The organism is Clostridioides sp. ES-S-0005-03 (assembly GCF_020658455.1).
Classification (GTDB): Bacteria; Bacillota; Clostridia; order Peptostreptococcales; family Peptostreptococcaceae; genus Clostridioides.
The window spans coordinates 881,881-906,289 of the sequence record NZ_JACVWI010000001.1 but is presented as its reverse complement, the minus strand read 5'-3'; the positions used below and the strand labels follow the sequence as shown (position 1 = coordinate 906,289).

General features: G+C 28.4%; 18 protein-coding genes, 1 pseudogene and 1 riboswitch. All 19 genes and pseudogenes read right to left on the bottom strand.

Annotated elements, in window-relative coordinates:
• Positions 1-12: 12 nt before the first annotated feature.
• Positions 13-1,365: a putative bifunctional diguanylate cyclase/phosphodiesterase gene (locus IC218_RS22160; RefSeq protein ID WP_413927323.1), complete on the bottom strand. Its 1,353-nt coding sequence runs from the start codon at positions 1,363-1,365 to the stop codon at positions 13-15.
• A 54-nt stretch (positions 1,366-1,419) separates the two neighbouring features.
• Positions 1,420-2,097 (bottom strand): annotated as a pseudogene (locus IC218_RS22155) (cache domain-containing protein); the annotation flags it as partial.
• A gap of 367 nt (positions 2,098-2,464) precedes the next feature.
• Positions 2,465-3,304, bottom strand: a complete 840-nt coding sequence (locus IC218_RS04275; RefSeq protein ID WP_227823873.1) for a prephenate dehydrogenase — start codon at positions 3,302-3,304, stop codon at positions 2,465-2,467.
• A 15-nt stretch (positions 3,305-3,319) separates the two neighbouring features.
• Positions 3,320-3,853 carry a shikimate kinase gene (locus IC218_RS04270; RefSeq protein WP_227483106.1) on the bottom strand — a complete coding sequence of 178 codons (534 nt, stop codon included), beginning with the start codon at positions 3,851-3,853 and terminating at the stop codon, positions 3,320-3,322.
• Between the two features lie 11 nt (positions 3,854-3,864).
• Complete coding sequence (aroE, locus tag IC218_RS04265) at positions 3,865-4,674, bottom strand: shikimate dehydrogenase (protein WP_227436087.1); 810 nt, start codon at positions 4,672-4,674, stop codon at positions 3,865-3,867.
• 45 nt (positions 4,675-4,719) lie between these two features.
• The gene (gene pheA / locus IC218_RS04260) at positions 4,720-5,916 is read right to left on the bottom strand and encodes a prephenate dehydratase (protein ID WP_227823872.1); all 1,197 of its coding nucleotides are present in this window, start codon (positions 5,914-5,916) and stop codon (positions 4,720-4,722) included.
• A 2-nt stretch (positions 5,917-5,918) separates the two neighbouring features.
• The gene (gene aroC / locus IC218_RS04255) at positions 5,919-6,998 is read right to left on the bottom strand and encodes a chorismate synthase (RefSeq protein WP_227823871.1); all 1,080 of its coding nucleotides are present in this window, start codon (positions 6,996-6,998) and stop codon (positions 5,919-5,921) included.
• Positions 6,976-8,289 (bottom strand): 3-phosphoshikimate 1-carboxyvinyltransferase, encoded by a 1,314-nt coding sequence (aroA, locus tag IC218_RS04250; RefSeq protein WP_227823870.1) that lies wholly within the window; start codon positions 8,287-8,289, stop codon positions 6,976-6,978. Before aroA ends, aroC begins: the two co-directional genes overlap by 23 nt.
• Positions 8,289-9,353, bottom strand: coding sequence for a 3-dehydroquinate synthase (aroB, locus tag IC218_RS04245; protein ID WP_227823869.1), 1,065 nt, complete (start codon positions 9,351-9,353; stop codon positions 8,289-8,291). Before aroB ends, aroA begins: the two co-directional genes overlap by 1 nt.
• Before the next feature lie 21 nt (positions 9,354-9,374).
• A complete protein-coding gene (aroF, locus tag IC218_RS04240; protein WP_227436070.1) occupies positions 9,375-10,388 on the bottom strand; it encodes a 3-deoxy-7-phosphoheptulonate synthase in 1,014 nt (337 codons plus the stop codon).
• Between the two features lie 468 nt (positions 10,389-10,856).
• Positions 10,857-11,813 (bottom strand): CorA family divalent cation transporter, encoded by a 957-nt coding sequence (locus IC218_RS04235; RefSeq protein WP_227436068.1) that lies wholly within the window; start codon positions 11,811-11,813, stop codon positions 10,857-10,859.
• Positions 11,814-12,126: 313 nt separating this feature from the next.
• Positions 12,127-12,825: a response regulator gene (locus tag IC218_RS04230; RefSeq protein ID WP_227483111.1), complete on the bottom strand. Its 699-nt coding sequence runs from the start codon at positions 12,823-12,825 to the stop codon at positions 12,127-12,129.
• 34 nt (positions 12,826-12,859) lie between these two features.
• Positions 12,860-15,562: a sensor histidine kinase gene (locus tag IC218_RS04225; RefSeq protein WP_227823868.1), complete on the bottom strand. Its 2,703-nt coding sequence runs from the start codon at positions 15,560-15,562 to the stop codon at positions 12,860-12,862.
• A 298-nt stretch (positions 15,563-15,860) separates the two neighbouring features.
• On the bottom strand, positions 15,861-17,678 hold the full coding sequence (gene ftsH / locus IC218_RS04220) for an ATP-dependent zinc metalloprotease FtsH (RefSeq protein WP_227436062.1): 1,818 nt from the start codon (positions 17,676-17,678) through the stop codon (positions 15,861-15,863).
• A 30-nt stretch (positions 17,679-17,708) separates the two neighbouring features.
• Positions 17,709-18,152 (bottom strand): MarR family winged helix-turn-helix transcriptional regulator, encoded by a 444-nt coding sequence (locus IC218_RS04215; protein WP_227823867.1) that lies wholly within the window; start codon positions 18,150-18,152, stop codon positions 17,709-17,711.
• A gap of 298 nt (positions 18,153-18,450) precedes the next feature.
• Entirely contained in the window at positions 18,451-19,083 is a 633-nt protein-coding gene (locus IC218_RS04210; RefSeq protein ID WP_227436059.1) for a TetR/AcrR family transcriptional regulator, read from the bottom strand.
• 152 nt (positions 19,084-19,235) lie between these two features.
• Positions 19,236-20,126 carry a homoserine O-succinyltransferase gene (locus tag IC218_RS04205; protein ID WP_227483113.1) on the bottom strand — a complete coding sequence of 297 codons (891 nt, stop codon included), beginning with the start codon at positions 20,124-20,126 and terminating at the stop codon, positions 19,236-19,238.
• Between the two features lie 29 nt (positions 20,127-20,155).
• Entirely contained in the window at positions 20,156-21,421 is a 1,266-nt protein-coding gene (locus IC218_RS04200; protein WP_227436055.1) for an O-acetylhomoserine aminocarboxypropyltransferase/cysteine synthase family protein, read from the bottom strand.
• Between the two features lie 109 nt (positions 21,422-21,530).
• Positions 21,531-21,633, bottom strand: a riboswitch (SAM riboswitch).
• Between the two features lie 53 nt (positions 21,634-21,686).
• The gene (locus IC218_RS04195; protein ID WP_227483114.1) at positions 21,687-24,344 is read right to left on the bottom strand and encodes a calcium-translocating P-type ATPase, PMCA-type; all 2,658 of its coding nucleotides are present in this window, start codon (positions 24,342-24,344) and stop codon (positions 21,687-21,689) included.
• Positions 24,345-24,409 lie beyond the last annotated feature (65 nt).

The window sequence follows — 24,409 nt, the reverse complement described above, 5'->3', positions numbered from 1 at the left end:
AAATTTATTGACCTATATTTTATAGACTAATTTCTCAAACTCTTTAACTGGTAATGGTTTTGAAAAATAATAACCCTGAATAATGTCACAATTTGCTTCCCTTAACATTTCCACCTGACTTTTTGTTTCAATTCCTTCAGCAACGACTCTTATTCCCAATTGTTTAATAAGCGAAACTATACTTTTTATAACAATTTGACTTTTATCAATATTCTTATCATCAATAAAAAAGCCTCTATCTAATTTGATTACATTTAAAGGTATATTTTTAAGCATATTTACAGAAGAATATCCTGACCCAAAATCATCCATTGAAATTATAAATCCAATATCTTGAAGTCTTCTACTTACATCAAATAGAGTGTCCGTATCACCAAACATACTAGATTCAGTAATTTCAATTTCTATTAAACTATATGGTATTTTATATTTATCACATATATTAACTATTTTTGTGATAAAATCTTTTTTTAAAAAATCAACTCTTGAAAAGTTCACAGATATAGGTAAAGGTAAAATACCTTTGTCAAATAAAGTTCTAATTTCTTTGCAAGCTTGTTCTAGTATGTACATATCAATTTTTGTAATAAAACCATTCTTTTCAAATATAGGAATAAAATCACTTGGATATATAAATTCTTTTTCTGTGTATTGCCATCTAACCAGTGCCTCACTTCCACAAAATTTATCTGATTTAATATTGTATTTTGGTTGTAAATACATTATAAATTGATTATTTTCAAGTGCATATTCCATCTCTTTCTCTATTTTATCTTCAAGTAATAACTTATCCCTTAACTTATCGTTAAAAAAAGCAAAATTTATATCTCTATTGTTTTTTATTGATAATTTCGCAAGTGAAGCTCTATCACTATATGCACTTATAGATAAGTTCTTATCCTTAATTTCATAGATTCCAAAAGACAAATTTACAAAGTCATTACTAATAATGATTTTTTTAATAGTATTTACTATATCTTCTTTTGTCTTATATTTTAATAAGATATTAAAATTATCAGAACTAACACGAGCAAAAGTCTCATTATCATGAGTCATATTATTTAATGTATCTGCAATATCTTTTAAAATTGAGTTGCCTTTTTTATGGCCATATATATCATTAATTGCTTTGAATTTATCAATATCAAATGTTACCATTGCATGTTTATCATTTTGTGATGCTTTCTTTAGTAAATTTATAGCATCTGATTCAAATTTTCGCCAATTTGAATAACCAGTTACAAGATCTGTATATGCTATTTTTTCTATAGTCTTTTGACTCTTTGCTTTTGAATATAATATGTACAGTATAACACCTAAAAACAAAAATGAAAGTATAATCCATCCAATAATTGTAATCATCATTAAATTGTTTAGCTTTTTAGATACAACTATCTTTGGAACGATTGATATTATAAACCAGTCATTTATTCCTAAAGAAGTATATGCCATATAGATTTCTTTTCCTGATTCTTTAGCCTCTACTACTCCTTTATCCGATATTTTCATATTTTTAAAAGTAAATGTTTTTTTAAAATTAACTTGTGAAAGATTTGTAATATTTGAATTTGAATTTTTGTGATAAGATGGTATAATTATTTCACCATTACTATCACATATAAGTGAAAAACTTTCACCATTAAAAGTTGAAATAGACAAAAACTCAGATACAAACTCAACATCATAATCAGCTGCAATAACAGCAACAATTTTACCATTATTGTATAATGGGACTGCATATGTTTTCGTCAATTTTCCAGTATCTTTATCTATTAAAGGCTTTGATATATTAGCTGTACCTTTAATGGCCAACTTAAAATAATCCCTATCTGAAAAATCTGTTCCAAAAATACCTTTAGCATAGCCTTTGCCATTAGGTAAAATCATACCAATGTTATTATAGTTACTATTTTTATTATATGATTCCAAGATTTTTAAAGTTTTTTCTAAATTAAAATTATCTTCTATTTCTAAAAACTTAGAAATACTTTCTAATTCATTTAAATTACTTTTCAACTTACTATTAATTGCAATCTTACTCTCTTCACTAATTTCTGATAAATAATTCTTTGTCTCATATTCTAATACATTATCCATATTACTTATATAAAAAAACGCAAATACACTAAAAAAGAATAGTACCATAAATGCTATTAATATACTTTTTAATATCTGCCTACTATATTTCAAGTAGCTACACCTCACCCTCTCCACTAGTTATATTTAGTTGATTCACTTTATTTTACTATTAAAAACTCTTTTTTACAATTGAGTTTTATAAATTGTTAATAAAGAACATATTAAATAAGTATTATTTATAGGATAATAAAATTAAGGGTATAAATACAGCAATAGCATATTTAATTACATTAGTAACAATAAGACTAATATGATTAAATATGTTATTGTTTATATTTATACCCACTTACATGTAATTTAAAATTTATATAATTTAAATAAGAGTCTATTTTTCTAAATACTCTCTTCTGACTGAAGATGTTTTAAAATATTCAACAAGTTTATTTTTATCATTATTAAAGATAGCCTCTTTTATTAAATTCACTTCCATCTCAAAATTTTCTATAGATTTTAATAAATTATCTCTATTTCCTAAAAAAAGTTCACTCCATAGGTCTTCATTCATATTTGCAATACGAGTTAAATCCCTATAGCTATCTCCAATAAATTTGCCTGTATCTCTACCTTCTTCATCACTATTTATAAGAGCAACTGCCATTACATGAGGTAATTGAGATGTAAAAGCTATCATTTCATCATGTTTTTGTGCAGTTAATTTTTTTACTCTTTTAAATCCTATCTCTAAAATTAAATTCTCAACAAACTCCAAGTTTTTTATATTATTTCTGCCAGTTGGAGTAATTATATAATTTGCTTCTTTAAATACCTCATCACTCGCAAAATCAATTCCCTTTTTTTCTCTACCTGCCATTGGATGACCAAATATAAAATCTATATCATCTGGAATAATTTTTAAGACATCATTTATAAGAACTTCTTTTATTCCTGTGGTATCAGTAATTATAGTTCCTCTTTTAAAATACTCTTTATTATTTTCTAAAAAATTTACAATTAATCTAGGATATATAGATAATATAATCAAATCAGCTTGTTTGAAAAATTCCTTCCCTGTAGTACATCCTTTTTTGATGATTTCTAACTCTTCTGCTTTTTTCAGAGTTTCAGAATCTATATCTACTCCAAACACATCTTCATATCCAGCTTTTTTCAGTGCCTTAGCAAAAGAACCTCCTATAACTCCTAATCCTACAACAACAATATTCATTATTCTTATTTCCCCCTAGATTATTTTTTCATTAAATTCAAATTTAAAATTTTTATTAATTGCATTTTTGATATTATATACAGCATCATTTAATGATTTATCATTTAAAATTTCTATATCCGCAGCATTTTTATAAAGATTTATTCTTTCATTATAAAGATTGTATAATTTTTCTTTTCCATCTTGTAATAAGGGTCTTGAATTAATATTTATATCTTCTAAAATTTTTTCTATAGGTCTATTAATAAAAAGTATTATTCCTGCTTCTTTGAGTATTTCTATATTAATATCTTTTTTTATTACACCACCACCAGTAGAGACTACTGTTTTATCGCTAGTAGAAAGTTCTCTACATGCTTGAGTTTCATAATTTCTAAAAACCTCTTCTCCTTCTAAAAATAATTCTGCTATACTTTTTTGAGATATTTTGTTTATATAATCATCCATATCACAAAAACTACAATTATATTCCTGTGCTAAAAGTTTTCCAATTGTAGTTTTTCCACTGCCTGGCATACCTATTAATATTACTTTTTCTTTGTTTATCATAATCAATCCCCCTATAAAAAGTTTAATTTTATTTCTTCATATATAATATTTAAAACACCATTATCTATTTTAGTATTCTGCCATATTTCTTGAGATTTTATTGCTTGCCCAACCAACATATATAATCCATTACACGTTTTTTTACCTAGATTCTGACCAATTTCTAGAAAAGAAGTTTTTTTAGGATTGTAAATCAAATCTACTAATATATCAAAATTTTGTATAATAGATTTTGAGACAGGTGATAATCCTATATTAGGGTACATTCCTACTGGAGTTGCATTTAATATTATATCTCCTTTTATATTCTTAAGTTCTTCATAATCTATTAATATAGCTGAATTATTTGATAGCTTTTTATTATCTTTTTTTCTACTTGAAACATAAACTTTATCTATTCCAGAATCAAGAAGGTATGTTATGGCTGCTTTAGATGCACCTCCAGTACCTAATATAACAGCTGTCTTTCCTTGAATATCAATATTAGCTATTTTGAACATAATGTCAAGTCCAAAATAATCTGTATTATAGCCATACAATTTATTCTCTTTAAGTAAAATTGTGTTAACTGCCCCTATACGCTTTGCTTCTGGAGATATAAAATCTAAAAACTCCATGACTCTTTCTTTATATGGGACAGTAACATTTACACCTTTGATTCTTAATAATTTTATAGCATCATCCAACATTGGTATATTTTCTTTTGAAATCTCAAAGTTCTTATAAGCACCTTCAATATTCAATACTTCAAATAACCTCTTATGAATTTGAGGTGAAACGCTATGAGATAGCTTTTCACCTATTAGACCAAAAAAATTCATCTTTACACCTCCAATCATTCTGTTTAAAGAAAAAATTACATTTATCTATTCAATTTTATTTCTATATACACCGATAAATTTGAAGTATGCTGTATTACGTTCTATCATGTCTAATAAGCTACATACTTTTGAATCATATATAGAACATTCAAAATCTATATAAAAGAAATATCTCCAAGAAGCATTTTTCATTGGTCTTGATTCTATTTTTGTCATATTTATATTGTTTTCAGCAAAGTATCCAAGTATTTTATAAAGCTTTCCAGCTTCATGCTCAACAGAAAATACAATACTCATCTTATTTGACTCTTCTTCAATGTGTATCTCATTACTAATTACCACAAATCTAGTATAATTATCTGTTATATCATTTATACAAGGACTTATTATTTCTAATCCATAAATCGTTGCGGCTTTTTTACTAGCAATTGCTGCCTTTGTTTTATCTTGAAGCCTTTTAACAAGTTCAGCACTAGTTGCTGTATTATTAAAAGGTATCAATTTCCATTGACTATTTTGTTTTAAAAATTCACTACTCTGACCTATTCCTTGTGGATGTGAATATATTTCTTTAATATCTTCAAGGTTTGTGCCCTTTATTCCAATTAAATTTTGATTTATTTTTATACACTCTTCCCCAACTATATAGAATCCATATTTTCCTAAAAGGTCGTAAGTTTCAGAAATTGCTCCTGTAGAGGAGTTTTCTATAGGTATTATTCCATAATTTATTTCTTTATTTTGAAGTGCTATAAAGACATCTTCAAATTCTTTAAATTGTTTTTTTGTGATTTGAGTGTTAAAAAATTTTGTTAGTGCTTCTTCTGTGAATGAACCTGATATACCAGGAAATCCTACTAGGAGATTTTTTTTATTAAGTTCACTTTTTAATGACTTATATTTATATAGATTTAACAAATCAAAATTTTCATTTGATGAATTTGAACTGTTTTCATTTTTTTCCTCTACATCATTATCTATTAATCTTTTTTGCAAATTTCTACTAACTTCCATTACTGAATTGAAAAATTGTACAGTCTCTTGTGAATATTTTTTATCTTCTAGATTATCTACTGCTTTACTCAATACTTTTTCTTCTCTATCTTTTTGAAGTATAGTAGTATTATTTTTCATTTTATATCTAGCAATTTCGAGAACTATATTCATCCTTTTTTCAAATAGTTGAACAAGTTCCTTATCTATATCATCAATTTTATTTCTATATCTCGTTAAATCCTCCATTATTATCGTCCTTTCATCAAATCAAAAATTCCAATAGCTGTTACTGCTTCTATTACAGGTACAGCTCTTTGAACTATACAAGGGTCGTGTCTACCTTTAATAGCTAAAACATCATCTTTTTTATCTTTTATATTAACAGTATTTTGTTGTTTACTAATTGATGGAGTTGGCTTAATTGCTACTTTAAAAACTATTGGCATTCCAGTTGTAATACCTCCAACAATCCCACCATTATTATTAGTTTTACTTTTTACTGTATCTTCATCATAGTACATTTCATCATTACTTTGAGAACCATACATGTCTGTAATATCAAATCCTAATCCAAATTCTACACCTTTTATAGATGGAACAGAAAATAGTAAATGTGATAGAGTAGATTCAACAGAATCAAAAAACGGATTTCCAACACCTACATTAACACCTACTACTGCACATTCAATTATACCACCAACTGAATCTCCCTGATTTTTTGCATCTAGAATAGTATTTTTTATAGCTTCTTCTTTTGATAAATCAAGCAAAGGTAATTCTAAATTTTGTAAATTTAATAATTCTTGTCTTGAGATGTCTATATAATTAAAACCCTTATCCTCTATATTCTTGATTTTTTTTATGTGGGCTCCTATCTCTATACCTTCTTGTGATAAAATTTGTTTACATATAGAACCACAAAATACTAATGGAGCAGTTATTCTTCCTGAGAAATGTCCTCCTCCTCTATAGTCATTAAACCCAGAATATTTTATATGACCTGTATAGTCTGCATGACCTGGTCTCATCAAGTTTTTAACTTCTCCATAATCTTTTGAGCGAGTATCACTATTTCTTATAATTGCACATAATGGAGTTCCTGTAGTTTTTCCATCAAAATATCCACTTAAAATTTCTGGTATATCACTTTCATTTCTTGAAGTTGATATAGAATTTTTTCCTGGTGCTCTTCTCTTCATTTCTTTATCAATTTTATCAAAGTCTAACTCAATGCCAGCTGGAAGACCATCTATATTTATACCTATAGCATTTCCATGAGATTCTCCAAAGATGGATATTTTTAAATTATTTCCCCATATTCCACTCATCAATTCTTCCTCCTAACATCTCAAAATCTTTAAAAAAATGTGGATAAGACTTTGATACACACTCAAAATCTTTCAATATGATTGGTTTATCACATCTACAGGAAGCAATTGCAAGTGTCATGGCAATCCTGTGGTCTTTGTGACTCCATACCTCTACGCCTCCATTTAATTTGCTTACTCCCTCAATTATCAAACTATCCTCTTTTTCTTCTATATTTGCCCCAAGCTTACTTAACTCAACATTTATTGCATGAAGTCTATCACACTCCTTAATTCTAAGTCTTCCAGCATTGATTATAGTCGTCTTCCCTATACTTAAAGCTGCTACCACAGATAAAACGGGTATTATATCTGGGCATTGAGATGCATCTATCAAAGTACTATTTAGACAATTTGTTATTCCTTTGATTTTGTTGTCTTCTCTTAAAATTTCCACACCCATCCTTGATAAAATCTCAATAACTTCACTATCTCCTTGAAGAGAATTTTCTTTAAGGTCAAGTATGTTAATATCTTCTCCAATAGCATCTGCTGATAAATAAAATGCACCTTGAGAATAATCTCCTTCAACTTTATAATCTATAGCTTTATAAGTTTGATTTCCTTTTATGATAAATTCTTTATAATTATTGTTTACAATTTCTACCCCAAAATCTTTCATAGTTGAAATAGTTAAATCTAAATACCCTTTAGATTCCAGTTCAGTGGTAATTATTATCTTTGAGTCACTATCTAATGTAGGTAATATAAATAATAATCCTGTTATAAATTGAGAACTTATATTTCCTTTTACTCTAAATTCGTCTGGTTTAAGTTTTCCTGATACGATTAAATCCAGTTTATTTTCTTTGTAGTTGTATTCTATGCCTTGTCTGTCAAATATCTCATAATAAGTATTAAGTGGTCTTTTTCCAAGATTACCTCTTCCTATAAATCTTTTTACTCCATCAAAGGCTAAAGATATAGGTACCAGAAACCTTAAAGTAGAACCTGATTCATTACAATCTATAGTCAATTTAGGTTGATTCAATTGATTCTCTTTATTTAAAATTGCTTCTTTAGAGTAGATTCCTGTAATTTCTAAAATGTCTTCTTTTTTTTCTATGGTTGCTCCTAATGATATCATTGCTCTTATAGTAGCTATGATATCATCAGAAAAATCTATATTAGAAATTCTACTTTTTCCATCACTTAAAGCAGCACAAATAACTGCTCTATGTGCCATACTTTTTGATGGAGGAATTTTCACATCTCCTGATAATTTGCTTGGATATATTTTTAAGCTTCCCATCATTTTACCTCCTGAAAAAATTTAGAAGTAGTATCATATATAATACTTTCTCCAATATCCTTTAAAAGTATTATTTTTAGTGTATCACCTAGATTTTTTTTATCAAGAGATATAGTATCTATTATAGATTTATTATCTCCTAATTCAACATCATAAGGTAAATCATAATTTATTAAAATTGATTTTATAAGCTCTGATGTACCTTGTTTTGTAATCCCTTTTTTTTCACTCTCTAATGTTATCTTATACATGCCTACACCAACAGCTTCTCCATGAGTATAACCTGTAAAGTTATAGTGTTTCTCAATAGCATGACCTAGTGTGTGTCCAAAATTTAAAAGCATCCTATCTCCTAAATCTCTCTCATCAGCTTCAACTACAGTTTTTTTGATAAGGCAACATTTGTGTATAATGTATTCTATATGTTGCATCACTTCTTCCCTATTTTTTAAGTTTTCAAGCTTATTAAAAAAAGTTTTATCTTTTATACATCCATACTTTATAACCTCTGCCATTCCATCTCTATAAAATTTTTCTGGAAGAGATGATAATACATCTGGGTCAATAAATACTGCTTTCGGCTGATAAAAACTCCCTACTAAGTTTTTTCCCCTTTCAAGGTCAACTCCAACTTTTCCACCTACAGAACTGTCCACTTGAGCTAATAGAGATGTTGGAATTTGAATAAAATTTACACCTCTTAAAAAAGTTGCTGCTGTAAATCCTCCTAAATCTCCAATTACCCCTCCTCCCAATGTGATAATCAAATCTTTTCTAGTTAACTTAAAGTCAAGTAAACTTTCATATATTTTAGGTAGAGTATTAAATGACTTTGTCTCTTCACCAGCTTCTAATATTATAGCTTTAGTTTCAAATCCAGATTCAATCAAATTATTTTTAACTTCATATAAATATAATTTTGCTACATTTTCATCTGTAACAATAAAAATCTTATTTCCAGAATATATTTTTTTAATTTCTTTACCTATATTTTTTAATATACTTTTTTTTATAAATATATTGTAACTATTCTCTTTTAGATTAACTAATAATTTTTCTTCCACGTTTAACCATCCTTCTATAGATTATATTTCTCTTCCAACTGCTGATGCGATAGTTTTTAGTTCATTTATTAATCCTTCATACTCATCTGGTTTAATTGATTGTTTACCATCACAAAGTGCATGAGCTGGGTCATTATGAACCTCTATTATTAAACCATCTGCTCCAACCGCAATTGCTGCTTTAGATAGAGAGTCAACCATCCATGATTTTCCTGCTGCATGACTTGGGTCAACTATAACTGGTAAATGGCTAAGTTTTTTTACAGCTAAGATTGCACTTAAATCCAAAGTATTTCTAGTGTATGTTTCAAAAGTTCTTATACCTCTTTCACAAAGAACCACACTTTCGTTTCCTCCAGCCATTATATATTCAGCTGACATTAGCCACTCTTCAATTGTAGCAGATAATCCTCTTTTTAAAAGTATTGTTTTATTTGTTTTTCCTAATTCTTTCAATAAATCGAAGTTTTGCATGTTTCTTGCTCCAACTTGAATTACATCTACATTTTCTTCAAATACATCTATATCTTGTGTTGACATTATTTCTGTAACTATAGGAAGACCTGTTTTTTCTTTTGCTTTTTTTAATAAATCTAATCCATCATATCTTAATCCTTGGAAAGCGTATGGAGATGTTCTTGGCTTGAATGCTCCTCCTCTTAAAAATCCTGCTCCTGATTTTTTTACATCTTCAGCTATAGAAACTATTTGTTCCTCTGTTTCAACAGAACAAGGACCAGCTATCATAGTAAGTTTTTTTGACCCAATTTCCATACCATCTACATTTATAATTGAAGGTTCTGGATGAAATTTTCTATTTGCTTTTTTAAAAGGTTCTACTACATGCATAACTTTTTCAACCACCTTATTTGCTTCTATTCTTTTGGCATCTATTTTACTAGTATCTCCAACTAACCCCAAAACAGTTAATTCTTTTCCATCTATAGGATTCACTTCTACACCTTCTTTACAAATAGCTTCTATTAATTTCTTAACTTCTCTCTTATCTGCTCCTACTTTTAATACCACTATCATCTTTACTACCCCCTAATGTTATATTTTTATACTTGAGTTTAAAATAAAAAAGAGAACTCATTAATGAGTTCTCTAAAATAATCTATTAAGCATCAAATCTTACATGACCATATAAAATAATCATTTTTATAAAATTGACCTATGCCCAAGGTTATTAAAATCAAGGCCTCACCAGAAAGGAATTACATGTATTTTTGTAAAAGAAATAGCCAGCGCTAAAATAAAAGCCCCAGAACATAAAATAAAAAAAGCTATAAAGTTTTGCCACTAGTTCTTTTAAAATCCCTTTCATAGTATTATCCTCCATTTTTATAATTTATTAATCTTCTTGTTTAATAATTATAGCAAAGAAAATATAATTGTCAATATTTTCTATAAATATTTTCAATTTAAAATATTTTTTTATTTTCTTAATACACTTTTTCTTTTAATATATTTTTCTAAAATCGTTTAAAAAGCATCTTATTTTTACAATAATTTTTTTATTTTAAATATTATAATTCCAACAAAAACTATGCCTAACATCAAAAGTAATGTTGCTGGATATCCATAAAGCCAGTTTAGTTCTGGCATATACCTAAAGTTCATTCCATATATTCCTGTTATAATTGTAAGTGGTGCAGAGATAGCCGTAAGTAGGGTCAATTTTGTAATTAAGTGATTCGTTTTTTCACCTACTCTAGAAGAATAAATATCTAGGAGTTTATCTGCTAACTCACGTGTTGATAGTGCAAAATTATATAATTTATCAATACCAAAATCTATCCCTTGAAAATTTTCAAGATTATATTTTTTTACATTCGAGTATTTTAAATATCGTATATTTTCTTTAACTATTCTATCTCCAATATATAAAAGTGGTCTGGTGTTTTTAACTATAGTTCTAGTCAATCCTCTTACATCACTTATTCTAGAAACATGATTTTTATGAATATTGTCCATCATCTCATCTTCTATTTCAAGAATTAATTCTTCAACTTTTTCTAAAGATTCAAAACCATTTTTTATAACTTCTCTAAAAATTAAATAATTTATCTTAAAAAGGTTTATGACAGGATTTTTTTCAAGTTGAGAGTTTTTTAAAATAAGATTCTTTACAAATTCAAATAGAAAATGCTCTTCATTTACAACAACTAATATAAAATTATCTGATAAATACATATTTACTTCTTCTATAACAGCTTCTCCATTTCTCAATTCAAAAGTATTTAGGCTCAAAAAATCATAATTATCAAATAAATCAAGCTTTGTTATTTCATCAAATTTAAGACAATCATTAAATGTTATTTCATCTATATCCAAAGTTTCCTTGAGTAATTTTAAATTTTTTGGAGCACTTAATATAAGATATGAATTTTCTGGTATATAAAATTTTGTTCTAAAATCTTTTGCAATCTCTCTTGTATTTAAATTCAATATATACATAAATCTACTCCTAAACCTCAATTTACATTTTTAAAATTATATATATTTATTACTGTAATTATTTTTCACTATTTCAGTAATTATTATTTAATATTTATTTATATTAAATTTATTAGAAAATAAATATTAAATCTTTTATTTTTTAACTTAGACTTTTCTTACAAATTATACCATACTTTTATTTTAAAATGTGTTTAATATTATCAATGTTAAAAAAGTACTAAAAAATGAAATGCATATACTTAAATTAATAATAGCATACGCACTTCATTTTAACTTAATCTAAATTATACAATTTTAGCATCCATTTTGCCTATTCATCATTTAGTCTATATCCAACACCAACTTCTGTAATTATATACCTAGGGTCAGCAGGTTGCTTCTCTATTTTTCGTCTTAATGTTGCCATAAAAACCCTTAAAGACTTAGTTTCATTGCCTATAATACTACCCCATATTTCTTTTATTATAAAATTATGAGTAAGTACTTTTCCATGATGCTTTGCAAGTAATGAAAGAATATTATATTCAATTGGTGTCAAATGTACTTCATTATTGTCAACAATAACTTTTCTTTTATCAAAATCAATAAATAATTCACCTACTTCAAACGTAGACCTAATCTCTTCTTTTTGTTGTAATTCTACTTGTGAGTGTCTAAACGCTACTCTGACCCTAGCTAATAACTCTACTATAGAAAATGGTTTTGTTAAGTAATCATCTGCACCTGCATCAAACACTTCTACCTTTTCTCTGTCTTGTTCTCTCGCTGAAACTACAATTATTGGTATATTTGAAAACTGCCTAATAGCTTTTATTACCTCTATTCCATCCATATCTTCTAACCCTAAATCTAATAGAACGACATCTGGAGAATATGATACAGCAATTGATATTCCTTCTTTACCAGTTATAGCCTCTTTAACATCATAATCTTGAGTTGTAAGTGCAGTAGATATAAATTTTCTTATTGTTTTATCATCCTCTACTAACAATATAAGTTTTTTACTCATTTCTTCCTCCAAAACTAAATTTCAAAATTTCATACTATTCATTTTCTTTTGGCAAACTAAATTTAAAAGTTGAACCTTTATCTTTATTGTTTACTACTAAAATTTCACCTTTATGAGCTTGAATTATAGATTTACAAATTGATAATCCAAGTCCAACACCTTTTCTAGAATCCTTAGTACCTTCTTCTCCAGTAAAAAATCGATCAAATATATGCTCTTTCAATTCTTTTGATATTCCAGGACCATTGTCAGACACTTCAAACCAAACATAATCTTCTTTTTCATATACAATTATATTTATCTTACAATCCTCTTTTGAATATTTTAAAGCATTATCTATTAGATTAATTAAAACCTGTTCTATTAATTTGGCATCCATAGGAACAAATAATATTTGCTCTGGTATATTAATATCTATAATTGCATTTTCAATTCTTTTTTTAATATTTTGCAATGACTCTGATATAATTTCCTCAACAAGTTCAGAACGTTTTTTGACTTCTAACTTTCCTTCATCTATCTTAGTCATGCTAAGCAAATTTTCAACAAGTCTTATTAACCACTGAGTATCTTCATATACACCACTAAGTAATTCGTCTATTATATCCTGACCTATAGTATCCTTATTTTTTATAATTGTACTAACTGCTCCAGATATTCCTGCTAATGGTGTTCTGAGGTCATGTGAAACTGCTCTTAAAAGATTGCTTCTAAGCCTCTCTCTTTCTATCTCAAGATTAGTGTTTTCTTTTGCTTCTGATAGAATTTCTCTATCAAGAGCTATTGCCATTTGAGCAGTTATTGTTTCAATTAAACTTATATCTTCTGTATCTAATTTTGAATCAACACATGATATACCAATGACTCCCAAAGTTGAATTCATACCTATAATTGGTATATAATATCCTTTTGAACCAGGAAGTGTATCTGTATCACTACCTGCTACTGTTGAATTAGACAATACCCAACTTGCAACAGCCTTTTCATCTTCTATATCTAAATCATTTTTGTCCTTATTAGCAGTATTTTTTTTATAGAACTTTGATTTCTTATCCTTATCCACATTTAAATAACAAACTATATCTCTACTTAGACTAAGACATAAAAGTTCTATACCCTTATTTACTATATCATCTTTATTCGACAATCTTAAAAATCCCTTAATGATTTGATATATCATTTTTGTATTTTCTTCTCTTTTAGCAGCTGTATCTGCTTCATGTTGTATCTTAGATGTAAGAGTACTAGTTATTATACCAACTATTGAGAATACAACTAATGTTACTATATAATTTGAATCAGCTATTGACAGTGTATATAAAGGTGCTGTAAAAAAATAATTTAACAGTACTATGTTAAATACAGAACTTATTATACCTGTACTATACCCTTTAGTCCACATAGAAACCAAAACTACACCTAACATATATATTAGTAATATATTTTCTCTTATAAATCCCATACTTTGTACTATATATGCCAAAATGCTTATCACTGAAGTAATAATTATAAGTTTTATAAAATCAGTTTTACTAATTTTAAATTTTGATTTTATTGATGAGTTATCTTTTTTAGGTCTATATTTAACCTCTGAAGCAAATTTATAAGGGATTATATGTATATCTATATAATCAACTTCATCTATTAATTTGTCAACTATATCTTTTTTCAGTTTTTTACTCAATTTTTTAGTATTTGAATGATTTCTGCCTATTACAATTTTTGTTACATTTCTTATCTTGGCAATTCTAAGTATCTGTTCTATTACATTTTCACCATGTAAAACAATTATCTCAGCACCCAACTTCTTAGCTAGTTTTAAATTGTTTTGTAATTGTTTTTGCTCCTCAAAAGGCAATTTTGCTGTATTTGGAGTTTCAACATATAAAGCTATCCACTTAGCAAACGTACTATCTGCTATCCTAGATGCAGTTCTAATAACCTTGGCTGAAGATGGAGATGGGCTTATACATGCAAGAAGTGTATCTGATGTAGGTATTACTGTTACATCACCCTTTGATAATCTAGTCATTTGAACTTCTTTATTTACTCTTTCGGCTGTTTTTCTAAGTGCAATTTCCCTAAGTGCAACTAGATTGTCTTTTATAAAAAAATTATCTTTTGCTCTAATTGCCTGTTCCTTTTTATATATTTTACCTTCATTAAATCTTTCAAGAAGTACGTCAGGTTCAACATCTATAAGCTCTAATTGTGTACTTGTATCTAAAAATTTATCTGGTATAGTTTCTTTGACTGATACATTTGTAATTATCTCCACAATATCATTTAAACTTTCTAGATGTTGTACATTTACAGTAGTATATACATTTATACCTGCTAGTAATAATTCTTCTATATCCTGCCATCTTTTAGTATGCCTTAACCCAGTGACATTAGAGTGAGCAAACTCATCAACTAATATAACTTCTGGCTTTCTTGCTAATGCTGCATCTAAATCAAACTCTTTTAATTTTATAGATTTATATTCTATTTCTTTTACAGGAAGAGTCTCTAATCCGTCAAGTAATGCTAATGTTTCTGGTCTAGTATGTGGTTCAATATATCCAACAACTACATCAACCCCTACTTTTTTTAAATTTTGTGCAGATTCCAACATAGAATAAGTTTTACCTACACCTGCTGCATACCCAAAAAATATTTTTAACTGACCTCTATTTAGTTTTTTTTCTTCATTCTTTATTTTTTTTAATAGAATATCAGGATTTGGTCTGTCCATCAAACAACCTCCTTGTACATTTCATTACTATTATAATATCAATTCTAGTATAAAAATGTAGTTAAGATGTATTTTTAATGATTAAGATTATGTAAAGATACAAGTATGTAGTTTAATTGTAAAATAAAAATGCCTATTATTTAGGCATTTTTATTTTTTACACAGTCATTTTTATCGATTCTCTTGTTTTGATTTATATAGATATTTATTTATATTTTATTGAAAATACATTAACATTTTTAAATATACAAATATATCTTTAAATAAAACTATTACTACAATCTTTATTTCAACATGGTTACTTTAAATTCAGTATTTCCATGAACTCATCACCTGTAATTGTCTCTTTTTCTAATAAATATTCAGCAAGTTCATGTAGCTTATCAATATTATTCTCTAAAATCTCAATTGCTTTTTTATGACAAGTCTTTACTATTCTAAATACTTCTTCATCAATTTTAGCTGCAGTATCTGAAGAACAAGCAAGAGAAGAGTCTCCTCCTAGGTACTGATTACTTACTGTTTCAAGAGCAACCATATCAAATTCCTCACTCATACCAAGACGAGTAACCATAGCTCTTGCAATCTTAGTAGCTTGCTCTATATCATTTGATGCACCTGATGTACAAGTATCAAAAATAACTTCTTCAGCAGCACGACCACCTGTAAAAGTAGTTATTTTATCAATGGCTTCCTCTTTGGACATAAGTACACTTTCATCTTCTGCAACTTGCATAGTATAACCCAATGCACCTGAAGTCCTAGGTATTATTGTAATTTTATGGACAGGTGCAGAATGTTTCTGCATTGCAGCAACAAGTGCATGACCTATTTCATGGTAAGCTATGATTTTCTTTTCTTTATCAGAAATCACAGCTCCTTTACGTTGATATCCTGCAATTACAGTCTCAACAGATTCCTCAAAATCTTGTTGCTCTACTACATCTCTGCCAGACTTAACTGCTAAAAGTGCTGCTTCATTTACAATATTTGCAAGTTCTGCTCCAGATGCACCTGATGTAGACCTAGCAATTGCATTATAATCTATATTTGAGTCTACATTTACATTTTTAGCATGTACCTTTAAGATAGCTTCTCGTCCTCCAAGGTCTGGAAGTTCAACTGGTATACGTCTATCAAATCGTCCTGGGCGAAGTAATGCTTTATCAAGACTATCAGGTCTATTCGTTGCAGCTAGTATTACTACACCTATTCCACCATCAAATCCATCCATTTCACTTAATAATTGATTTAAAGTTTGTTCACGTTCATCATTTCCGCCTATTCCACTTCCATTATCACGCTTTTTACCTATAGTATCAATTTCATCTATAAACACTATACATGGAGCTTTTTCTTTAGCTTGTTTAAATAAATCACGTATTCTAGATGCTCCCATACCTACAAACATCTCAACAAATTCAGAACCAGATATTGAGAAAAATGGTACATCTGCTTCACCTGCCACAGCTTTTGCAAGTAGTGTCTTTCCTGTTCCTGGAGGCCCTACTAAAAGTGCACCTTTTGGCATTTGTGCTCCTATTTTTTTGTATTTTTCTGGATTGTGTAAGAAATCTACTATCTCGCTTAGAGCTTCTTTTGCCTCATCTTGACCAGCTACATCATTAAATCTTTTTCCACTTTGAGCAGATACATACATTTTGGCATTACTCTTTCCAAATTGCATACTATTGCCACCCATTCGTTTTTGCATTGATTTCATCATTAAATTACCAAATAGCATAAGAATACCTATAGGTACTATCCATGTAAGTAAAATACTCAAAAGAGGTGAATTTTCTTTAGGAATAATCTTAGTAAATTCTACTTTTGCATCTTTTAATCTATCAACTAGTTCTGGGTCATCCATTCTACCAGTTATGTATATATTTTTATCCTTACTACTAGATGGGCTTATTGCAATTTTATTACTTTCTATTTCAACAGATTTAACCTTTCCTGAATCTAACATTGTAAGAAATTTTCCATAATCAATCTCAACCATTTTTTTATCCATTAGACTTGGAAATATTAAAGCATTTAAAAACATTACTACTATTATTATTATTGTATAATAATAGAGTATTGACCTCTTTTGTGGTTTGTGTTCATCCATAATTTTGTTCTCCTTTAAATTAATTTTATGTTATTTGCAATCAATATGAGTTAAAAGCTTATTTAATTTTTCTAAGCCCTCTATTATATCTTCCATATCTTGCAATTTTTCACTAGTCATATTTTCAAAATAGTCATCAAAAATACTACTTGAAATATTTTCTTGTATATCCAGCGATTTTTCTGTAACTTTAACTTTTACAATTCGTTGGTCTTCTTTATCTCTTATACGATTTAAAAATCCATTTTTTTCGAGTCTTTGACATATTACTGACACATTGCTATTTGTCATATTCAAATTTTTACCTAAATCACTTATTTTTTTCTCTCCATGTTCACATAGTTCTGATAAAATCAAAGCTTGTACTGCTGTAATCCCAAGTGGTTGATAGAACTGACTTAATGAAGTTGTAAATTTGATATTTATATCTCTAGTTAATTCTAGCAGTGCTTTTTTAAAACTTATCTCATCCATATAAATTCTCCCTGTAAAAATACTTTATTTTACTAATATTTTTAACTTTAAATTCAAAAATATTTTATAAATAATCCTTAACACTATAAATATTTAATGTATTAAATATTATAGTATTAAGGATTTATTGTCAATAACAATATTGTAACTTCAGTTATAAATAGTTTATCTTATCTTATTGAAATTTTTGAATAAGATATTTTTAATAAAAAATCGATGTATTTATTTTACACCGATTCCTCTCATTTTAATCTTATTCAAAAATAAAAATCTAAAGTTATTTACTATTACAATAAATTTAATCTTCTGTTAACATATTATATACAAAATCAAAACTTCCTTTATGTGCTCCCAAGGTCGTTTCCATAATACAAACAAATGCCTTTGCTTTTTGCAGTATTTCATCATTATCCCAATCAAACATGCCTTTATCAAATATACACTCAGAAGAAACAAGTAAAAACTCTATTGTCTCTTTTGGATATTTTGTATTGAATACACCTTCTCTTATACCTTGTTCTACTACCTCTGTTAATATAGGTGTAAAATTTAAAATAGTTTTGACTATTGTCTTTTGATGCATCTCAGCATTGTTGGGTTGTTGAAATTGGTTAATCACTTTTTCTTTACTTCCTCCAACTTTAGGTCTTTGAGATATTAATATCTGAAAGAACTTTTCAATAACTGGAATATCTGGATTTGAAGCAATTTCTTTCAACATCTTTATATCATTATCTATAATTCTAGTTATAATTTCATCCATTACCTCTTCTTTAGATTTAAAATAGTAATAAAATGTTCCTTTTGCAATTCCAATCTCATTTAAAATATCATTTACAGTAGTTTTTGTATAACCTTTAGTACAAAAAAGCATTTCAGCTGTATCAAGTATTTCATTTTTACGTTCTTCAGGGTCTTTTATAATTCTCATATACTTTCTCCTTTCAATAGACCAACAGTCGGTTTAGTTTTATTATATAAAACTACTTTTATAATGTCAATTTTATAAAATAAAAATAAGGTATAAAGAAGTATGATAATTACTTTTATACCTTATAGATTTTCATATTTTTTAGTTGCGTTTTATATTATTAGATAGTTTTTTATCCAATTTCTAAACAAAAGTTCTGAATGCTTTTTCCATTTAACAGTTGGTTCTTTTGAAGGATCATCATTTATATAATAATTTTTAGGTATTGAGATTTTATCACCTCTATCTACATCTCTTTTATATTCTTTATCTAAAGTGTATTTATCATACTCACTGTGACCCATTACAAATACATCTCTTGAATTTGTAATTATATAAGGACCAGCTTCTTTAGAATGGCTTACAATGCTCAATTCATCATTATTTTTCAAAGTTTCAATATTTACAGTAGTGTGTCTTGAATGTGGAGCAAAAAACTCTTTTTCAAATCCATCTACTATCTTACTATTTTTATCCACTTCATGCTTAAATACTCCAAAACATTTTTGACTTAATGGAAGTTTTTTTACATTGTAGTATTTGTAAAGACCTGCTTGAGCTGCCCAACATATATATAATGTAGATTTAGCCTTTCTTTTAGAATAATCCATAATATCTTTTAGTTCATCCCAATAATCAACTTCTTCAAACTCCATTTGTTCAACTGGAGCTCCTGTTATTATAAAACCATCAAAAGATTCTTTTTTTGCTTCATCAAATGTTTTATAAAAATTCTTAACATATTCATTACAACTTCTTTTACTCTCTCTTGTTGAGATTTTAATAAATTCTACAGATACATTAAAACCTGTCTTGTCTATTCTTCTAAGTAAATCTAACTCTGTATCTATTTTTATTGGCATTAGATTTAATATAGCTATTTTAGTATCTATATTTTCTTTGTATTCTAAATCTTTATTAAAGTCTTCTTTACAAATTACATCTATTCCTTCATCTAATAATTTATTAATAACAGGTAGTCCCTTTGGTAGTATTAAAGCCATATCTTTTCACTTCTCTTTCTCTTATACTATTAGAAATTTAAAGCTTGATTTAAATCAGCTATTAAATCCTCTACATTTTCTATTCCAACAGATAATCTTATTAGGGAAGGTAATACTCCAGACGCAATTAATTGTTCTTCTGTTAATTGTCTGTGAGTAGTTGAAGCTGGATGTATAACACAAGTTCTTACATCTGATACATGAGTTACTAATGCTGCTATTTGTAGTTTTTCCACAAATTTTTTAGCATTTTCAAGTCCTCCTTTTACTCCAAATGATAAAACTCCACTACATCCTTTTGATAGATATTTCTTGGCATTTCCATAATACTTATTATTTTCAAGCCCTGGATAGTTAATCCAATCTACATTTTTATGTTTTTCTAAAAACTCAGCTATCTTAAGTGCATTTTCACTATGTCTCTCCATTCTAAGATGTAGTGTTTCAATATTTAAATTAGTAAGATATGCGTTAAATGGACTCAGGCAATTTCCATAGTCTCTAAGTAATTGAACTCTTGTTTTAGTAGCATATGCAGCATTGCCAAACTTCTCAGTATAACTTATTCCATGATATGTTGGGTCTGGCTCAACTAATTCTGGAAATTTCCCATTGTCCCAGTTAAAATTTCCACCATCTACTATAATTCCACCAACACTTGAAGCATGGCCATCTAAGTATTTTGTAGTAGAATGAGTGACTATGTTTGCTCCATATTTTAGCGGATTACAAAGTACTGGTGATGCTAATGAGTTATCAACTATAAATGGAACATTAATTCTTTTAGCTACATTTGCTATTTTTTCAAAATCTATAACTTCAAGAGTTGGATTTGCAAGTGTTTCTGCAAATACAACTTTAGTATTTTCATTTGCAAGTTCTACTATTTCATCTTCACTTGCATCTAAATCAAATGATATTAAATCTATTCCAAATTTTTTAAGACTAGGCCCTAATAAATTAAATGTTCCTCCATATACTTTTGAAGAACAAAGTATACTATCTCCAGATTTACATATATTTAAAACTGCTAACATATTTGCAGATTGACCTGATGATACAGCAACAGATGATACTCCTCCCTCTAACAAACTTATCTTTTCTTCAAAAGCTTGAACTGTAGGATTACTTATTCTGGAATACATATGACCATCAGCTTTTAAATCAAATAAGTCAGCAAGTTGGTCTATACTACTATATTTAAAAGTTGTACTTTGATATAAAGGTAAAACTCTTGGTTCTCCATTTCCTGGCTTATAATTTCCTTGCACACATATTGTTTCTTTGTTATACATTTTTGTATCCCCCTTAGATTTTAATTAAGAAAATTAAACTATTTGTCAGATGAGATTTAAAATAAATAAAGCCTGAGTATATAACTCAGGCTCTGTATAAGCTTAATTATACTCATCTCTCAGCTTTCGCCGCAGGATTTAGCACCAATGTATATAAATATACTGGTTGCCGGGTTTCATAGGGCCAGTCCCTCCACCTCTCTGGATAAGATTTATTTAATTTTTCTATGTTTTATATCTTATATTTTTTTCCTAATTTTGTCAACTATTTTTTATATAATTTTCTTTTAAGAAATTTTCCAACCTCTACTTGAACTACAGACATTATAGCTAAAATAACTGTTACAAGCCACTGTGAACTATTTAAAACAGTTAAATTAAATGCATCTCTAAAATTAGGGACAAATAATATAACTGCCATAAGCAAAGCAGAAGTTAAAAATGAGATTAAAAGAAATGGGTTTTTACCACTATTTCTAGTAAACATAGAATCTGTATTTGAACGCTGGCTAAATGCACGCAACATTTGTGAAAATGCTAATACACAGAATGCCATTGTTTGACCTACAGTATGGTTTCCTATATTAAGACCAATTTTATATGCTAAAATGGTCATTATTGCTACAAATATCCCCTGAGTAATAACTCTTTGTACAAGGTTTTTTTCAAACAAACTTTCTGATTTAACAGGCTGATGCTTCATTATATTTCTACTTGGTGGGTCAACTCCAAGAGCAAGAGCTGGAAGAGTTGCTGTTGCAAGGTTTACCCATAGAATATGCACAGCAAGAAGTGGAGTATCCCAGTTTAACAATATTGCAACAAATAGTGTAAGTATCTCTGCTATATTTCCAACAAGCAAGAATTGTATAACCTTTTGTATATTTCTATATACACGTCTACCTTCTTTTATTGCATATGCAATTGTGGTAAAACTATCATCCATTAAAATCATATCTGAAGAATCTTTTGCCACATCTGTACCACTTATACCCATAGCTATACCAATATCAGCAGACTTTAATGCAGGGGAGTCATTTACCCCATCTCCAGTCATTGCTGGTACTTCTCCAATTCTTTTTAGAGACTGTATAATTCTAAGTTTATCAAATGGTGATACACGAGCAAATACTGTCACATTTTTAACAGCTTTATCAAGTTCATCATCACTTAAATTATCAAGTTCATCACCAGATATAACAGTATTTCCTTCATTCCAAATTCCAAGTTCATGAGCTATTGTTGTGGCAGTGACTTTATGGTCACCTGTTATCATTATGGTTCTTATGCCCGCTTCTTTACAAGTTTTTACTGCATCAGTTACCTCGGTTCTTGGTGGGTCAATCATACCAACCATACCAATAAATGTCAAATCATATTCTATGTTTTCACTATCTTCCTTTGGTATCGATAAAATTTCACGCTTAGCAAAACCAAGTACACGTAATGCATCTTTAGACATAGTAAGACATAATTCGTGTATGTTTTTTTTGTCCATCTCTGTAATGTTTCTTTCACCTTTTGATGTTAATATTTTGGTACATAAATGGAGAAGTTCATCCACTGCACCTTTAGTATATGCTGTGATTTTTCCATCTATATCATGAACAGTTGTCATACATTTTCTGTCAGAATCAAAAGGTTGCTCAAATACACGTGGATATTTCTCTTCAAGAGCTTCTTGATCTATTCCAAATTTATTAGCCATAAAAATCAATGAACCTTCTGTTGGATCACCTAATATTTCATCTTTTTTATCTGGATTTATACATGCATCGTTACAAAGTGCACCAGCATAAACAAGCTCTTTATATACTAGTGGATGTTTCTCAGACGCAGTATCTATTGATGTTACTTTTCCAGATTCAAAATCGCCATTTACAGCAATATGTGTAACAGTCATTTTATTTAAGGTTAATGTACCAGTTTTATCACAACATATTACTGTAGCTCCTCCTAATGTTTCAACTGCTGGCAACTTTCTAATCAAAGCGTTTCTTTTAGCCATACGTTGCACACCTAGAGCCATTACAATGGTTGCTGTTGCAGGTAATCCCTCTGGAATGATTGATATAGCAAGTGAAATTGCAATCATAAACATTGGTAAGAGAGGTCTCTGATAAAATGCACCTATTGCAAATATAATAACGCATACAATAATACCTATAACACTTAATGTTTTTCCAACAGTATTAAGTTTACGTTTTATAGGAGTATCAAAATCATTTTGTGAATCTAAAAGATGTGCTATATTACCTACTTCTGTGTCCATCCCAGTTGCAACTACAACACCTACACCTCTACCATATGTGACAATTGAAGACGTATAGGCCATATTACTACGGTCTCCTAACACACATTCTTCAGGTAAAATGCCATCTGAATCTTTTTCTGATGGGACAGACTCTCCTGTTAAAGAAGCTTCTTGAATTTTTAAACTAGATGTATCTATTAAACGAATGTCTGCTGGAATCATCGCTCCATCTTCTAAAAAAACAATATCTCCTATTACAAGATTACTTGCTTGAATAACATTTTCTTCACCATCACGTATAACACGTGCTGTAGGTGAATTCATATTTTTTAGTGCTTCCAATGATGATTCTGCTTTTTTTTCTTGAACAATACCAATAACTGCATTTACTGTTACAATTATTAGAATTACAAAAGCTTCTGTAAATTCTCCAAATGCTAAAGATAATACTGATGCACCTATTAGTATCAATACCATAGCATCTGTAACTTGGGTCCAAAGCATTTGTAAAACTGTTCTAGGTGGTCTTTTTCTCAGTTCATTTAAACCATACTCTTTAATCCTGTTTTCCGCCTCGGTATCGGTGAGCCCCTCCTCTGATGAGTCTAAACTCTCTAATACTTCATGTGTTGCCATCGAATGCCAAGGCATCTGTTTGTGATTTTCCATTTTGGAAGATCACTCCTTTCTTTTTTTGATTTAAGAATAATTATATTTTAAAATCCAATTCAATT

Bases quoted from the DNA above. Each gene is read 5' to 3' on its own strand.
- IC218_RS22160 (WP_413927323.1), bottom strand. From the start codon at position 1,365: ATGATGATTACAATTATTGGATGGATTATACTTTCATTTTTGTTTTTA.
- IC218_RS04275 (WP_227823873.1), bottom strand. From the start codon at position 3,304: ATGAATATTGTTGTTGTAGGATTAGGAGTTATAGGAGGTTCTTTTGCT.
- IC218_RS04270 (WP_227483106.1), bottom strand. From the start codon at position 3,853: ATGATAAACAAAGAAAAAGTAATATTAATAGGTATGCCAGGCAGTGGA.
- aroE (WP_227436087.1), bottom strand. From the start codon at position 4,674: ATGAATTTTTTTGGTCTAATAGGTGAAAAGCTATCTCATAGCGTTTCA.
- pheA (WP_227823872.1), bottom strand. From the start codon at position 5,916: ATGGAGGATTTAACGAGATATAGAAATAAAATTGATGATATAGATAAG.
- aroC (WP_227823871.1), bottom strand. From the start codon at position 6,998: ATGAGTGGAATATGGGGAAATAATTTAAAAATATCCATCTTTGGAGAA.
- aroA (WP_227823870.1), bottom strand. From the start codon at position 8,289: ATGGGAAGCTTAAAAATATATCCAAGCAAATTATCAGGAGATGTGAAA.
- aroF (WP_227436070.1), bottom strand. From the start codon at position 10,388: ATGATAGTGGTATTAAAAGTAGGAGCAGATAAGAGAGAAGTTAAGAAA.
- IC218_RS04235 (WP_227436068.1), bottom strand. From the start codon at position 11,813: ATGTATATATTGAATTTAAATACAAGAGAGATTGCAAAAGATTTTAGA.
- IC218_RS04230 (WP_227483111.1), bottom strand. From the start codon at position 12,825: ATGAGTAAAAAACTTATATTGTTAGTAGAGGATGATAAAACAATAAGA.
- IC218_RS04225 (WP_227823868.1), bottom strand. From the start codon at position 15,562: ATGGACAGACCAAATCCTGATATTCTATTAAAAAAAATAAAGAATGAA.
- ftsH (WP_227436062.1), bottom strand. From the start codon at position 17,678: ATGGATGAACACAAACCACAAAAGAGGTCAATACTCTATTATTATACA.
- IC218_RS04215 (WP_227823867.1), bottom strand. From the start codon at position 18,152: ATGGATGAGATAAGTTTTAAAAAAGCACTGCTAGAATTAACTAGAGAT.
- IC218_RS04210 (WP_227436059.1), bottom strand. From the start codon at position 19,083: ATGAGAATTATAAAAGACCCTGAAGAACGTAAAAATGAAATACTTGAT.
- IC218_RS04205 (WP_227483113.1), bottom strand. From the start codon at position 20,126: ATGGCTTTAATACTACCAAAGGGACTACCTGTTATTAATAAATTATTA.
- IC218_RS04200 (WP_227436055.1), bottom strand. From the start codon at position 21,421: ATGTATAACAAAGAAACAATATGTGTGCAAGGAAATTATAAGCCAGGA.
- IC218_RS04195 (WP_227483114.1), bottom strand. From the start codon at position 24,344: ATGGAAAATCACAAACAGATGCCTTGGCATTCGATGGCAACACATGAA.